Source organism: Psychrobacter sp. M13, from assembly GCF_030718935.1.
In the GTDB taxonomy this organism is placed as follows: Bacteria; Pseudomonadota; Gammaproteobacteria; order Pseudomonadales; family Moraxellaceae; genus Psychrobacter; species Psychrobacter immobilis_G.
The window spans coordinates 1,485,695-1,500,976 of the sequence record NZ_CP132194.1; the positions used below are offsets into that span (position 1 = coordinate 1,485,695).

The following is a 15,282-nucleotide window of genomic DNA, read 5'->3' on the forward strand; positions in this document are numbered from 1 at the left end:
TCAAAAAATTAGCAAAGCAGACGATTATAATAGATTTTAAAAATACTTATTAAGAATAAAATAGTAGAAACACTAAGGATAGGCGCTAATGAGCGAGCAACCAGCAAAGAACAATGATTTAGTCAGCAATCAGACGAACACAGATGCTAATGAGAGCAGTCAAAGCACAACAGACCAAGTGTTCTTAAGCAAATTGCGTCAAAGTATCGATGCCGTTGACAGTGAAATTCATACGCTGATTAATAATCGAGCCAAGTTAGCCCAGCAAGTGGCAACCGTCAAAAAAGAGCAAGTGGCTCTTAACAATGACAACGCTTCAACAAAAGATCCTATTTTTTATCGTCCAGAGCGTGAAGCGCAGGTGCTCAAAGCGGTTATGGCTCGTAATGAGGGGCCTATCTCAGATGAGAAAATGGCGCGTCTGTTTCGAGAGATTATGTCGGTCTGCCTAGATCTAGAAGCGCCGCAGCGTATTGCCTTTTTAGGTCCTTTGGGAACCTTCACTCACGCGGCTGCACTAAAGCATTTTGGTAAAGCGGCTGATACGATGCCGCTTAATACGATTACTGATGTATTTCGTGAAGTGGAAGCAGGCACGGCTATGTACGGCGTCGTGCCAGTAGAGAACTCCTCAGAGGGCGTGGTCAATCATACTTTAGATGGATTTTTATCCTCAAGTCTCAAGATTATCGGTGAAGTTGAGCTGCCTATTCATCAGAACTTCTTAGTGGCCGAGCATACTAAGCTTGATAGTATCAGCCGTATCTACTCGCATCAGCAGTCGCTCGCACAATGTCGTCATTGGCTCGATGTCAATTATCCCAATGTCGAGCGTGTTGCAGTATCAAGTAATGGAGAGGCGGCGCGTCGCCTCAAAAACGAATGGCATTCGGCTGCTATCGCAGGCGACGTTGCTGTCGCTGAATATGATCTGCACAAGCTATATAAGAATATTGAGGACAACCCGAGCAATACCACGCGCTTCTTGATTATCGGTCATGAGGCTATTGCGCCATCGGGTCAAGACAAGACCTCTATTGTAGTCTCAGCCCATGATAAGGCGGGTGCTTTAATTGAAATACTAAAGCCGTTATCCTATCACGGGGTATCGATGACTAGCATCGAGACCCGTCCTGAGCGTCCTAATAAATGGGCTTATGTGTTCTTTATTGATATGGATGGCCATATCCAAGATGCTAATGTCAGCGCGGCTATTGCCGATATTCGCCCGTTAGTGAAGGATGTGCGTATATTAGGCTCTTATCCTAAAGCGGTACTATGATTTCAAAGTGCTGTGATTTAAAAGGGCTGTGATTTCAAAGTGCTATGATTTTAATGGGTTATGGTTTTAAAGTGCCATAACTTAAAAATACAGTGAACCCGTTTAAGCCGTTTTCACTATTTAACGCATTGCGATTCTATATAAATATTTTTTACCAATAATAGATGGGTAATACCTCTAAGGATAACTCATGCAGTCCTCTCAAGAGCTTGATTTGGCACGCCTAGCACCTGCTTACGATAGTATTCTACAGCTAGTGCCTTATCAAACGGGTAAGCCTGTAGAAGAATTAACGCGTGAATATGGGGTGTCAGATGTGGTCAAGCTGGCCAGCAATGAGAACCCAATAGGCTGCTCGCCACATGTGACGCTTGCTATTACTGAGCAATTGACTCAGCTGGCGCGTTATCCAGATGGTAATGGTTATTATCTTAAACAAGCCTTATCTGATTTTAATAATATTAATATCGATTGCATTACCTTGGGTAATGGCTCTGATGACTTGCTCGATATTTTGGCACGTAGCTTTGTGGGCTGCGATGATGCGATTGTCTATAGTCAATATGCCTTTGTGGTCTATTCTATGCTAGCCAAAATACAAGGCGCAACAGGCATTGAAGTACCCGCGCAGCGCTTTGGACATGATCTAAATGCTATGCGTCAGGCAGTCTTAGACAATACTAATACCAAGCTGGTCTTTATCGCGAATCCCAATAATCCAACAGGCACTGGACTTGAGAGTGAAGCAATACGTGAGTTTATTGCCAGCATGCCAGCTTCAGTTTTAGTGGTATTGGACGAAGCTTATATTGAGTACAGCCCTGAGACCAATAATCGCACGTTATTAGATGAGTTTGATAACTTAGTTATCGTACGAACTTTCTCTAAGGCTTATGGGCTGGCAGGTCTACGTATTGGCTATGCGCTAAGCTCTGCACCAGTAGCGGATTTACTCAACCGTGTGCGTCAGCCATTCAATGTCAGTCGCATTGGTTTGGCCGCGGCCGCTGCGGCATTGGCTGATCAAGATTTTATCGCGCAAACTTGTAAAGTAAATGAGAGTCAAATGCGCTGGCTCAATAAGCAGTTTGACGCGCTGGGACTGGCGTTTGTAAAGTCGCATGCCAATTTTATAATGGTTGAAATAGAAGACGCGGTAGCTATCCATCAAGCACTGCTTGAGCAAGGAGTCATCGTGCGTCCGCTAATAGGCTATGGCTTGCCTAATTGGTTACGTATTACGGTCGGCTTAGCAGAAGACAATACGCGCCTGATCGATACCCTACGCTCTATATTGGTTAATGATTAATGGATAAGCAAAGCTTTAATACGCCCGTTACTTATAATACTAGTAATCCTAGTTTTAAAAGCCATTTGAAAACTGAGCCGCTGTTTCAACAAGTCTGTGTTATCGGCTTAGGACTGATTGGCGCAAGCATGGCGCAAGCTATTAGAGACAATCAGCTAAGTCTGAGAATAGTCGCAGTTGATAGACACCAGCCAAGCATTGAAGCTGCTATAGAGCAAGGATTGTTAGACGCAGGCAGTAGCGAATTAAGTGCAGTCGTTGCTGGTAGTGATCTCATAATCATCGCAACACCGGTGCAAGCCGTGCCAGTGATATTTGACGCTATCAAGTCAGCAATGGATAGCGGACAATTAGCTGCTGACTGTATTATTAGTGATGTCTGTAGCACTAAAGTCAATGTCATTGAAGCGGCTCAGCAGGTGTTTGCAGATTTGCCTGTAGGCCTTCCCATAGGCTTAGTGCCAGCACATCCGATTGCTGGCGCAGAGGATTCAGGGTATCATGCTCGGCGCAGTACTTTATTCATCAATCACAGCGTCATTATTTGTGAGTTGCCAACGACCACGCTCACTGCTATCGCTAAGCTGCGTCAGCTATGGGAGGCGATAGGGGCGACGGTAATATCGATGAATGCTGAGCATCACGATTCGATACTCGCGCATACCAGTCATTTGCCGCACCTATTAGCGTTTAATTTAGTGGATCAACTGGCAAGCCACGATGATAATTTAGATATGTTTCGCTATGCTGCTGGTGGGTTTCGTGACTTTACCCGTATTGCCGCTAGTGATCCGAAGATGTGGCATGATATATTCTTTGCCAATCAGACCTCGATAGTTAGTGCTCTTGATGAGTACAGTGATTACCTGACCAATATACGTCAGCTTATAATTGATAAAGATTCAACCGCCCTGATGGGGCTTTTGGGCCGCGCGCAAGCCGCACGGCGACATTTTGGCCATATGTTAGCCAGCACTCCTTATACGGATATCTCTGCTATGTCAGCTTCTTATATTATCTCGCCCAAAAATAATAACAGCAACACAGTCTCTGGTGTTATCTCCATTCCTGGCGATAAATCTATTTCTCATCGCAGCATTATGCTAGGTAGCTTAGCGACAGGCGTGACTCAAGTAACGGGCTTCTTAGAAGGTGAAGATGCCTTGGCAACACTGCAAGCCTTTCGCGATATGGGGGTCACTATTGAAGGCCCTGATAAAGGTAAGCTAACCATTCATGGTGTCGGCATGAATGGCTTGAAGCCTAGCAAAACGCCTATCTATATGGGTAACTCAGGCACTAGTATGCGTCTGCTAGCAGGTATATTAGCGGCACAAAATTTTGATAGTGTATTAACAGGTGACACCAGCTTAAATAAGCGCCCAATGGAGCGTATTGCCGCGCCACTGCGTCAAATGGGTGCGGTGATTCAAAGCACAGGTACTAAAGGTACCTCACCACTTAGTATCACGGGTCGTGATAAAGTCGGTCAATCCTTACAAGGTATAGATTATGAGATGCCAGTGGCCTCGGCTCAAATCAAATCTTGTCTATTGCTAGCAGGGTTATGGGCGCAAGGGACGACTACCGTCACTCAGCCTGAGATCAGTCGCGATCATACTGAGCGTATGCTCAGCGCGTTTGGCTACCCTGTGCATGTCGATGGCAATCGCATCAGCGTTGAGGGCGGCGGTCAGCTGACGGGCGGAGATATCGCTGTCCCTGCTGATATCTCATCGGCTGCGTTTTTTATGGTAGCGGCAGCTATTAGTCAAGACAGCGAGCTGACTTTAACGCAAGTTGGTATCAATCCTACGCGTACGGGTGTCATCGATATTCTTAAGCTGATGCAAGCAGACATTACCCTTAGTAATAAGACTTATGTTGGCGAAGAGCCCGTTGCTGATATTACTATTCGCTCATCAAACCTAGTCGGTATCAAGATTCCAGAATCGCTAGTGCCGTTAGCGATTGACGAGTTTCCAGTGCTGTTTATTGCGGCTAGCTGTGCAAAAGGTCGTACGGTGCTGACAGGTGCCAAAGAGCTGCGGGTCAAAGAGTCTGACCGTATAGCAGTTATGGCAGAAGGCTTGCAAACTTTAGGTGTAGAGTGCACCGTTACCGAAGATGGTATGATCATTGAAGGTAGGGGTAGCGCAGGCAGTAAAGAGATCAACAATAGCCAGCCTGTATTTGGTGGTGGTCACATCACCTCGCATCATGATCATCGTATCGCTATGAGCTTTACCGTGGCCAGTCTGCGCGCATCAGAACAAATCATCATCGAAGGTGTTGAAACGGTTAATACCAGTTTTCCTGGATTTGCGGAACTAGCCAATCAAATCGGTATGGCGATAGAAGTGGATAGTGGTGTCAAGCCAGAATAAAGTTATTAATGTCGAGTTGTTAGACCGCTAGTTTTTAGGTAAGCTAGCCTATTATCAAGTTTTAGCAATGCGTCAGAATATATAAATTCTGACGCATTGCTTTTTTATTTTAAGCGCAAGAGCGCTCTTTGCTCAAAAAAGTTGTTGTCCTATGACTACCCAAAACGTTGTCAAAAAACCAGTCGTCCCTATCAAGACCACTCAGCGCGGTATCTTTACCGCGCTTATTGCTTTTTCTATTTGGGGTGCATTTCCTTTATATTTTAAACAACTATCGACTTATAACGCGACTGAAATTATTGGTCATCGTATTGTTTGGACGTTTTTATGTTTATTAGTAGTGCTTGTGGTGACCAAGCGCTGGCAATGGATTAGCACCTTAAAACAAAATCCAAAATGGATCGCGCTCACTTTTTTATCAGGGCTGATTATCGCGGTTAACTGGCTCACTTATGTATGGGCGGTCAATAGCGATCAGATACTAGAGGCCAGTTTGGGCTATTTTATTGGCCCACTTGTCGGCGTCGCGCTATCAATGATCTTGTTTAAAGAGCGTATGCGCACACTGCAATGGGTGGCAATTGGCTTTGCATTACTATCCGTAGTGATTCAGGTGGTAATGCTCGGTAGTTTGCCATGGGTGTCTTTAATTCTGGCCTTTAGTTTTAGCACTTACGGCACTATTCAACGGCAAACGCCATTGACCGCAGTTGACGCGATGTTTGTCGAGACGACGATGCTATTACCGATATGCTTGTGGTGGTTCTGGCAAGCAGATGTAGCAAGCTCCCAGCTTAGCTTTTGGGTCAGCTCCAATATTTGGCTATTAATGCTGGCAGGTCCGATTACTTTGATACCGCTACTGCTGTTTAATAAGTCTACTAAGCTAGTGGCTTATAGTATTCTTAGCTTTATGAATTATCTAACGCCGACCTTTATTTTCTTTTTGGCGGTATTCTATTACAAAGAGCCGTTCGACCTGCACCGATTAATGGTGTTTGGTCTGATATGGTTCGGTCTGTTATTATTCAGCATTGATCTATGGCGTCATCGCCCAAGTAAAATGTTAAAGACAGCAAAGCTAGATAAAACGACTAAATAGTAATACTAAAAACAAATAGGGATTAGAACATGTTTAATACTGAAGCTGACGTAGTGTTTGTCAAAGGTCTAAAAGTTGAAGCAGTAATAGGGGTCTTTGCTTGGGAGCGCGCGATTACTCAGCCAATCTTAATAGATATTGCTCTAGAAACTGATATTGCTAAAGCCGCGCAATCAGACGACGTGGCAGATGCGTTAAGTTATAAAGACGTCTGTGATGACGTTTCTGCTTGGTGTAAAGACATCAAAGCTAAACTGCTTGAGCATTTAGCTGCTGAGCTTATCGATAGATTATTTGCTAATTATAGCTGTCAGAAAATCACGTTAAGCGTCGCCAAACCAACGGCTATAGTCGATGCGGACGCGGTCGGTGTGCAAATCACTCGCTATGCAAAAGCTGTTGATAAATCTAATGACTGATCAAAATTTAATGCTAAAAAATATAGATCAGTTAGAAATGCAGACCTTTGAGCAGTTGCAAGCGCAAACAGTGAGTGCAGCAGTGATATCGCTGGGGAGCAATCATCAAGCCGAGCAGCATTTAGCTACTGTGCACGAAAGCCTTGCCAAATTGGGTGAGATAAAATTATCGAAGGCCTATCAAAATCCTGATGTTACTGCTACACCAACTCAACTAAAACCTGATTATATCAATCAATGCGCTTATTTAGCTTTACTTTCTTCGATGACGTTGCAGCAATTACGACAGCTATTTAAGCAGTTTGAAAATGACTGTAATAGACAGCGACAAGTTAAAAACACCGTTATAAAACAAGTGGCTGTAAAAAAAGTGACGATGGATATTGATACTTTATTAGTAAGGCTAGAAGGTAGTAGCGGTTGGATAGTAATGGCAGAGCGTTATCCGTTTAAGGCGCATGAGATGGATGGGGTGGGAGAGTTGGCGGCTGAGGTTTTAAGATGATTAGAGCGAAAGATAAATGATAAGATCAGGTTGATTGATACAAAGCGTTTTTAAGGAAATTATATGAATAAGCTTATTGGGGTTGAGCTATTAAAACTGAAAAAACAAATACTTAATAAGTATCAACCCATATTAATTTCAGAACAAGCAATGGGATTTTTACTCAGTTATTCCAATGAAATACCTTATGAACTTCATAGTGATTTACACAGTTTAATAGCTATAGATATGGGAGAAGAGTTTGTTTTACAAGAAGATGAGTGTATTAAGATTATCGAAAAATTGCTTATTCAATTGAATATAGATCATAGTTAAAATTTAGAATGCTGGGTTAAAAACCCAGCCTACGCGTTAAATTTTAAACTATAATAATTACGTCTAATAGATTTAAGAATTGAATTTTTAAAGTAGGTATTTGGTGGGTCACGTTTGAGCTGAACCACCCTACGACCCATACAGTATATAAGCTTGCGTCTAAGTATTTTTATCTAAGCCCTTTGCTTACTCGCCATAACTTGATAAGGCAAAGTAAATATCTTGTCAAAAACTAAGGTAAACAAGAAAGTATAGATTAAGAAGAACAGCAGTAAGGCTGACTCCATGATAAAGGCTTCATACAATCCTACATCATACCAAATCATATACAGAGGTAAGCAGATTAAGAATATCCCGCCCTCAAATATTAGCGCATGAATAACGCGAACAACAATAGTACGCTCTGGATTACCACGTCGTTGCTCCCATCCTTCAAATAGAGAATTAAAAACAAAGTTCCAAATCACTGCTGCAGCCGAAACCATCACAGCAACAGGCAGTGACTGGACAGCATCGCCGCCGCTCAGCGCCATTAAGATAAGCGTCGAGGAAATAATCGCTACTATCTCAAATATGACGACATAAACGATTCTACGTTTGATAGGACTTAAAATAATCAAAATAGTTTCTACTTCTCTTCAGTGTCGGCAGCATCCATATCGCTGTCACCAATGACATCTAAATCTTTTAGACATAATTTATCATAGTCTTTTTTACAAAAGTCAGGATCGAGCTTGCACATGGCATCTTGCAGCTGATCAAGACGGTTTTCTGACTGCTGGATATGCTCAAGCATCTTAGCAAAGGCCTCTGCCACTGGATCTTGTGAAGATTGCTCGATACCATAGGCCTGGAAAGTAGAAGCTCGTGTTGAGCTGGTTTTTTTAGTCGCTTTTATCTCTTTTGCCGTTTTAACGATTGGGTTGCCTTTTTCGTCATGATGATCCGATATCATACGAGCCGCATCGCCGATCATAGTCGCGCCAGCAGGGACAGGCTTCACCACTACCGCGTTAGAGCCAATTTTTGCGCCTTTGCCAACGGTAAACGGGCCCAAAACTTTGGCACCAGCACCAACGATAACACCATCTTCTAGAGTCGGATGACGCTTGCCGTTATTCCATGAGACTCCGCCCAAAGTAACACCATGATACAGAGTAACATCATCACCAATTTCAGCCGTCTCACCGATAACGACACCGACACCATGATCGATAAAAAAGCGCTTACCTATCTTGGCGGCAGGATGAATCTCAATACTAGTTAGCGCTCGTGAACCATAAGAGATGATACGAGCAGAGAGCTTATGATCATGTTGCCACAAGTAATGTGCTCCCCGATGCAGGACAAGCGCATGAATACCAGGGTAGGTGAGTATCACCTCCAAGCTATTACGCGCAGCAGGATCACGAGTAAAGACCGCTTCGATATCTTCTTTGAGATCTTTTTTTATGCGAGAAAGTGATTTATATAAAGAGGCTGTCGATGGCATAGCACGTCCTATCGTATTTTGATTATAGTCTATTAAGTTATAGCAGTTTTGGTCTCTAAAATATAGCTATGAGTTATAAATAAAAGCAGTTGAGAGATTAAACTCAGGGCCTGATGAATATTCAACAGACCCTGATTTTTTGCTTAAAGGCACGTTTTTAGGTGTAATTGTACGGTACTTCTATATGGCCACCTAAATTGCGCCTTCACTATACAGCTTAGCTATCGCTGACCGTATATTTTAGTAGCTCAACCACTTGCTCTGGCGTTTGTGCCCATGCCATTGCTGCCGCGTCTACCTCTTTTAACGGATGGATAATATCTTCTGCGTGTAAAGTGATATAAGGCTTACCTAATGCAGCGCAAGCGCCTGCGTCAAATGCGGCATTCCACTGCTTGTATTTATCACCAAAACGAATAATCGCAATATCACATTTTTGAATCAGGTTTTTGGTACGAATTGAGTTGACCTTTGAAGACTGATGATCACGCCAAAATTGATTGTCATTTTCGCCTAATAGGTCACCAGCTGCATCGCTAGCTCCATGTTCAGTCACCGCTGAGCTAAAAGTAATAGGCAGATTGTGCTCTTTAGCGCCTTGCATAATTTTTTGACGCCAATCAGTATGTATCTCTCCAGATAAATAGACATTCCAGTTCATAAATCATTCCTTTTCATTATTTAAGAATAAGTATTCAAGATCAATATTTAAAATGAGTATCAAATTCGCTTTGTAGGATAGCTATTGCTGGTGTTACATCATTTAAGATATAAAATAAGATAGGTTGCGTGCGCTAGTATATAGCCACAGCTAATGATATAAAAAGCTTAGGTTGTTCGCATAAGGTGTATTGTTAAGGTGTGGCTTGTCTCAAAAATGCAACCTACAAAGTAGTTCAGCTGGTTTAACGCGGAGATGCTAAAGGCAAGTATCCAGCAAGTTCGTACAGTTCTAGTCTTTTAGTAGTTTAGCGACTAAAGCACTTAATAGTTGATACTCTTTTTGATCAAGTTGTAGTCGTGATCCTAACCGTGACAGGCGCGATGGTAAGGACCGCAAGTGTTCACTATCTGCTAAATTACGAGCAACCATTAGTTCTGTGATACGCTTTATAAGGTGCTGCAGTTGTTGCTGATTAATGGCAGGCTCATCCCACTGTTGACGTCTAAAGGTAGACAACATCGGTAGCTCCAAGCTATCTTCTATCTCATCTGCGGTCATAGTAACTGCATTTTTAGCCGAATTATTAGCAACATGACTCTGTACATAAGTAAAAATAAAACTGGCAATGACTTGCAGCGCTGAGGCGACATTGAGTACAGGATAATCAGGATTGGCATCTATTTGAATATGATAATCTGCCAAAGAGAGCTCCTCATTAGTCAGCCCGCGATCTTCACGACCAAAGAGAATAGCAATATTAGGCATATTGCCAAGCTCGATTGCGCTTTGACTATCTATAAAGTCCATCATAATCTCTGCCGCTTGCATTGGATTGACGACAGGACGCGGTAGATGACGGCTGCGGGAACTGGCGGCAAACACCAGCTGACAGTCACTAATCGCTGTCTCTAAATGATCTACAATTTTAGCGTTTGCCAAAATATCTTGACCACCTGCAGCATGCGCGATACTAGTATCATCAATAGGGTGTTTTGGATTAACAACACTCAATCGTGTCAAACCCATAGTATGCATAGCGCGCGCTGCTGAGCCAATATTGGCAGGCAGAGTAGTGTTGACCATAATTACTTGCAAGCAAGATAGATAGTCAACCGTTTTAGATACTGGAGCATTTTTATCTGATATAGACGTATTATTAAGAAACATTATAATCCTAATCGCGAACTAATTTCACGTTCAACCTTTTGCAACGCTACTGATATCTGATCGATAAGAGCGGTCTGATCCGCAATATTATGATCACGACAAGCGTCTTGCAGTCTACCAGAGAGTATCTCTAACTGCTTAGCACCTAGGGTAGCACTAGCACCTTTTAGCGCATGAGCTGCTTCATAGCCCTCAGTATTGTTATTACTAGCTTGTGCTTCGCGCATAAGCTTAATACGCTCAAAACTATCTACAAAAAAACTTTGTACCAAACCTGCAAAGTCATCTTCGAGCAATGTGCACATATCTTCAAACTGCTCTTCGTCAATAACTATCTGATCAGGCGCAGGCTTGTGCGTGACCTTGATTTTATAGTTATTTTTTTGCATATAATTTGGGTTGCGATTTACTTTGAATTCAATCATTGTCCTCAATCCTAAGGTATAACATTAAAACTAAGTATTACTAAAGACCTAAACATTACTAAAGGCTAAGTGCTTATATATTTAATTTTAACTTTGTTCTCAATATTATACCTTATAAAGTCAGCTATAGTGAAAGTGCAAATTATCGTCGCTGATCATGCTCTTAAGCGCTTGCAAATTATCATCGTTGGGATAAACCCGCCAGTGCTCAGATAGGGCTACATTGGCGATACCGTAGTCGGCATAAATACTTAAGCCAAGCGCCGTACAATTATCATTAATATCATCATTACCAAAAGCGGAATCTGCATCGTTCTGTGCAGTATGCTGCGGCTGTGCCATTAAATCATTGCCTGCCTCATCATATACTTGAGCTTCCATGCCAGCGTTATAAGCACTGCCATCATCATCTTGTTCATAGTTATGAGATAGGCGCGGCGCTGGAATAATACTCGCTTGAGCTGACTTTAATAGAGGTTGCAAGCGCATTAATAATTTAGTGTCCTCGCCATGTACTTTTATACTGATTTTTTTAAGCCAGCGCAGACGTGCATCAATCATGGTCATAGCATTATCAAGACGGGCAAACAGACGACCGTCACGCTCACGGATACTGCCCTTGATAATGACTACCTCATCGACTTTTAACTGCTCTTTTACGCGGTTAAAGCGCTCAGCATAACAGCTAACCTCCAACCTTGAGGTGCCATCATCTAGTATAATAACATTTCGATTACCGAAGTTTGCCATGTCGATGATCAGCCCTGCAAAATAACAGCTGCCATTATATCCTGTATCTGTGAGTTTATTTAAGCGAATCCCTGAGGTATAGCGTTTTAGCTCTTCTAAATACTCATTGATAGGATGTCCTGTCAGATACAAGCCTAGAGTATTCTTCTCAGCCTTTAACCGGTGCTTATCACCCCAGATCAGGTCGCTGGTCATGACCAATGGCGGTGCTGCAACCACGCCATCCATCTCACCGAACAAGTCCATCATACCGAGCTCTTTGTTTTGTCGATCTTGCTCAGCGGCTTGCACGGCGCTGGGCAGCTGACTCATCAGCGCACCGCGAATCTCGTAAGCGGCGTCCGCTGGTAGATCCGGTCGCAGGGTCGCGGCAAAATCATCAAAACAACCCGCGCTAACCAAAGCCTCAAGGGTGCGCTTATTGACCCTTTTGATATCGACACGGCGACAGAAATCATATAGATCTTTAAATAAGCCATCTGTGCGACGCGCCTCAACGATAGATTCAACCGCGCCTTCACCCACACCTTTGATGGCACCTAAGCCATAAATAATATTAGTCGGCGTATCAGCGACAAAATGCCATTCACTGCGATTGACCGAAGGATTGACCACCGTCAAGTCAAAGTTTTCACGGCAATCATTAATAAAGAACACTACGTTATCAGTATTGTTCATATCAGATGTGAGTACTGCTGCCATAAACTCCGCAGGGTAGTATTGCTTTAGATAAGCCGTTTGATAAGCCAATACGCCATAAGCGGCAGAATGCGAGCGGTTAAAACCGTAACCGGCGAACTTCTCCATCAAGTCAAACACCCCACCTGAGGTGACCTCATCAATACCTTGGGCAGTTGCCCCTGTGATGAAGATATCACGCTGTTTTGCCATCTCCTCAGGCTTTTTCTTACCCATTGCTCGCCTGAGCATATCAGCGCCACCTAGACTATAACCTGCCATGACTTGCGATATCTGCATGACTTGCTCTTGATAGACAATAACGCCGTTGGTATTCTCTAAAATAGGCTCAAGGTTTGGGTGATCGTAGATGACCTCCTCACGCCCATGCTTACGGTCAATATACATCTCAACCATACCCGCATCTAAGGGGCCGGGACGATAGAGCGCGCACATAGCGATAACGTCTTCAATGTTAGTCGGCTGCAATTTGGCAAGGTACTTTTTCATACCCATGCTCTCTAACTGAAAAACAGCCGTGGTCTTAGCATCTTGCAGTAGCTTATAAGCCTTTTTGTCATCTAATGGCAAATCTTCTAACACCAGCTCCTCTACACCCTCGATAGCTCGGCGCTTATTGATATTTTTAACGGCGGCATCAATGACTGTCAAGTTACGTAAGCCTAAAAAGTCAAACTTGACAAGACCTACGGCCTCGACATCGTCTTTGTCAAACTGACTCACCCGTGAACCATCATCGTCACAGTATATCGCGCTAAAGTCAGTAATTCGATTTGGTGCAATCAATACACCACCTGCGTGTTTACCCACGTTACGACACACGCCCTCAAGCTTGATTGCCATCTCCCAAATCTCAATAGCATCTTCGTAATCCATATTGTCAGGATTGGAGATGAGATCTTTGAGCTGTGGCTCTTGCTCTAGGGCTTGGCTTAAAGTGATACCTGGGGTCTTAGGTATGAGCTTAGACATTTTGCTGGCGAGAAAGTAAGATTTACTTTGCGCGCGCGCCACATCTCGTACCACAGCTTTAGCCGCCATAGTACCAAAAGTGATAATCTGCGAGACTGCTTCACGGCCATAAGTTTGTGCGACATAATCAATGACTCGATCACGACCTTCGATACAGAAGTCAATATCGAAATCGGGCATGGATACCCGCTCAGGGTTTAAGAAGCGCTCAAAAAGTAAGTCGTAATGAATAGGGTCAAGGTCGGTAATGTTCAGTGCATATGCCACTAAAGAGCCTGCACCTGAACCGCGTCCAGGACCGACAGGTACGCCATTGGCTTTTGCCCAGCGGATAAAGTCCATAACGATTAAGAAGTAACCTGGAAACCCCATTGATAGGATGATTTCAAGCTCATACTCTAGGCGTTCGTCATACTTCTGGCGAAAATCATTCCAATGTTCACTACGTTCTTCAACAGGAAAGAGCCTATCCAAGCGATTATTTAGACCACGTATAGACTCTGCGCGAAAGAAAGATTCAATGGTCTCACCCTCGGGTACAGGAAAATCAGGCAGTACATTAATGCCAAGTATCAAAGTCACATTACAACGAGTCGCTAAGGCTAGAGTATTATTGATAACCTGCGGAATATCAGCAAATAACTGCTCCATCTGCTCCTGCGTCTTTAGGTACTGCTGATCGGAATAGTTTTGCGGACGATTGGCATCAGCGAGTACATACGAGCCTGCAATACAGACGCGTGCTTCATGCGCATCAAAGTCATCTTGCTGCAAAAATCGCACATCATTATGGGCAATAATTGGAATATTATGTTTTGCGCCTGCATGAATAGCTGCCTGTATAAAAGCGTCTTCGCCAGTGCGATTGGTACGCTTTATAGCAAAGTATAAGCGATCAGCAAACGCCGCTTGCCATTCTAATAACAGCTCATCAGCGCGCTCTGGCATTGAGCCGACTAACGCTTGTCCGACATCTGACTTTTCAGTAAACAGTACGATCACGCCTGCGGCATGCTCAAGAATATGGCTGCGCTTGATAACAGGCACGCCATGATTGGCATCGTCAGCACGCCCTTCGGTAAAGCCAAGCGAGACAATACGAGTGATATTTTGATAACCCTCATTATCCATCGCTAATAATACAAGGCGCGAGTCTTCATTTTCCATGATGACTTCGCTACCGATGATCGGCTTAATGCCAGCACCTAGACAGGCACGATAGAACTTCACCGTAGCATAAAGATTTGAGAGGTCAGTCAACGCTAAGGCCCGCTGATTGTCCGCCGCTGCCGCTTTTATTAGTGGCTTGATACGTACAATTGAGTCAGTGATTGAATACTCACTGTGAATGCCAAGGTGTACAAATGCCATAAAGAACTCTTAGTTATAGGTTTAAAAGCTATTTCGAACATAACTGCAATTAGAGATTTATTCAGGTAAAATAATTATAAATAACAACGTTTTACAGTGATTTTAAAACTAATATTTCTAAAAAAATAGAGATTTAATTTTGTATTTCTCGATATCAATCTGGCTAACAATAGTAGCATTATTTGACGCGAACAGCTATAAAATCAGCTTCAAAAATAATCATAATGAAGTTTGAGGGATGATTAGCGGTATTGACAGAATTGTATTCAACTGGCTCTAAACAACAAGCTTGATCTAAACATATTGGAATATGAAAGCAAGTGCTGTCATATTCCAATATTGCTGTTCAGATAAGTAGGAAAACCTTGCTATAAAGATAGCAGAATATTGAATATTTGAATGAGTGAAAGTGTTTGATATTAG

General features: G+C 43.1%; 13 protein-coding genes. 7 read left to right on the forward strand and 6 right to left on the reverse strand.

Annotated elements, in window-relative coordinates; all coding sequences use genetic code 11:
- The first annotated feature begins 88 nt into the window (after window positions 1-88).
- The 7 genes from pheA to Q9G97_RS06330 all read left to right on the forward strand — a co-directional run bounded on the left by pheA (window position 89) and on the right by Q9G97_RS06330 (window position 7,319).
- Window positions 89-1,282 carry a prephenate dehydratase gene (pheA, locus tag Q9G97_RS06300; RefSeq protein ID WP_305900173.1) on the forward strand — a complete coding sequence of 398 codons (1,194 nt, stop codon included), beginning with the start codon at window positions 89-91 and terminating at the stop codon, window positions 1,280-1,282.
- Window positions 1,283-1,472: 190 nt separating this feature from the next.
- Window positions 1,473-2,591, forward strand: coding sequence for a histidinol-phosphate transaminase (gene hisC / locus Q9G97_RS06305; protein ID WP_305900174.1), 1,119 nt, complete (start codon window positions 1,473-1,475; stop codon window positions 2,589-2,591).
- A gap of 128 nt (window positions 2,592-2,719) precedes the next feature.
- Window positions 2,720-4,978 (forward strand): bifunctional prephenate dehydrogenase/3-phosphoshikimate 1-carboxyvinyltransferase, encoded by a 2,259-nt coding sequence (locus tag Q9G97_RS06310; RefSeq protein ID WP_305900288.1) that lies wholly within the window; start codon window positions 2,720-2,722, stop codon window positions 4,976-4,978.
- A 151-nt stretch (window positions 4,979-5,129) separates the two neighbouring features.
- Complete coding sequence (gene rarD, locus Q9G97_RS06315; protein WP_305900175.1) at window positions 5,130-6,080, forward strand: EamA family transporter RarD; 951 nt, start codon at window positions 5,130-5,132, stop codon at window positions 6,078-6,080.
- Window positions 6,081-6,109: 29 nt separating this feature from the next.
- Window positions 6,110-6,499 (forward strand): dihydroneopterin aldolase, encoded by a 390-nt coding sequence (folB, locus tag Q9G97_RS06320; RefSeq protein WP_201573309.1) that lies wholly within the window; start codon window positions 6,110-6,112, stop codon window positions 6,497-6,499.
- Window positions 6,492-7,004 carry a 2-amino-4-hydroxy-6-hydroxymethyldihydropteridine diphosphokinase gene (locus tag Q9G97_RS06325; protein WP_305900176.1) on the forward strand — a complete coding sequence of 171 codons (513 nt, stop codon included), beginning with the start codon at window positions 6,492-6,494 and terminating at the stop codon, window positions 7,002-7,004. The genes folB and Q9G97_RS06325 overlap by 8 nt, the downstream gene beginning before the upstream one ends.
- 63 nt (window positions 7,005-7,067) lie before the next feature.
- A complete protein-coding gene (locus Q9G97_RS06330) occupies window positions 7,068-7,319 on the forward strand; it encodes a hypothetical protein (RefSeq protein WP_305900177.1) in 252 nt (83 codons plus the stop codon).
- Window positions 7,320-7,492: 173 nt separating this feature from the next.
- Here Q9G97_RS06330 and Q9G97_RS06335 read toward each other — a convergent pair whose 3' ends face one another.
- The 6 genes from Q9G97_RS06335 to dnaE all read right to left on the reverse strand — a co-directional run bounded on the left by Q9G97_RS06335 (window position 7,493) and on the right by dnaE (window position 14,859).
- Window positions 7,493-7,939 carry a PACE efflux transporter gene (locus Q9G97_RS06335; RefSeq protein WP_305900178.1) on the reverse strand — a complete coding sequence of 149 codons (447 nt, stop codon included), beginning with the start codon at window positions 7,937-7,939 and terminating at the stop codon, window positions 7,493-7,495.
- Window positions 7,940-7,947: 8 nt separating this feature from the next.
- Complete coding sequence (gene cysE / locus Q9G97_RS06340; protein ID WP_305900289.1) at window positions 7,948-8,772, reverse strand: serine O-acetyltransferase; 825 nt, start codon at window positions 8,770-8,772, stop codon at window positions 7,948-7,950.
- A gap of 256 nt (window positions 8,773-9,028) precedes the next feature.
- Window positions 9,029-9,472, reverse strand: coding sequence for a YtoQ family protein (locus tag Q9G97_RS06345; RefSeq protein ID WP_305900179.1), 444 nt, complete (start codon window positions 9,470-9,472; stop codon window positions 9,029-9,031).
- 291 nt (window positions 9,473-9,763) lie between these two features.
- Window positions 9,764-10,642 (reverse strand): RNA methyltransferase, encoded by an 879-nt coding sequence (locus tag Q9G97_RS06350; protein WP_305900180.1) that lies wholly within the window; start codon window positions 10,640-10,642, stop codon window positions 9,764-9,766.
- A complete protein-coding gene (locus Q9G97_RS06355; RefSeq protein WP_227680391.1) occupies window positions 10,642-11,067 on the reverse strand; it encodes an Hpt domain-containing protein in 426 nt (141 codons plus the stop codon). The genes Q9G97_RS06350 and Q9G97_RS06355 overlap by 1 nt, the downstream gene beginning before the upstream one ends.
- 120 nt (window positions 11,068-11,187) lie before the next feature.
- Entirely contained in the window at window positions 11,188-14,859 is a 3,672-nt protein-coding gene (gene dnaE / locus Q9G97_RS06360) for a DNA polymerase III subunit alpha (protein ID WP_305900181.1), read from the reverse strand.
- Window positions 14,860-15,282 lie beyond the last annotated feature (423 nt).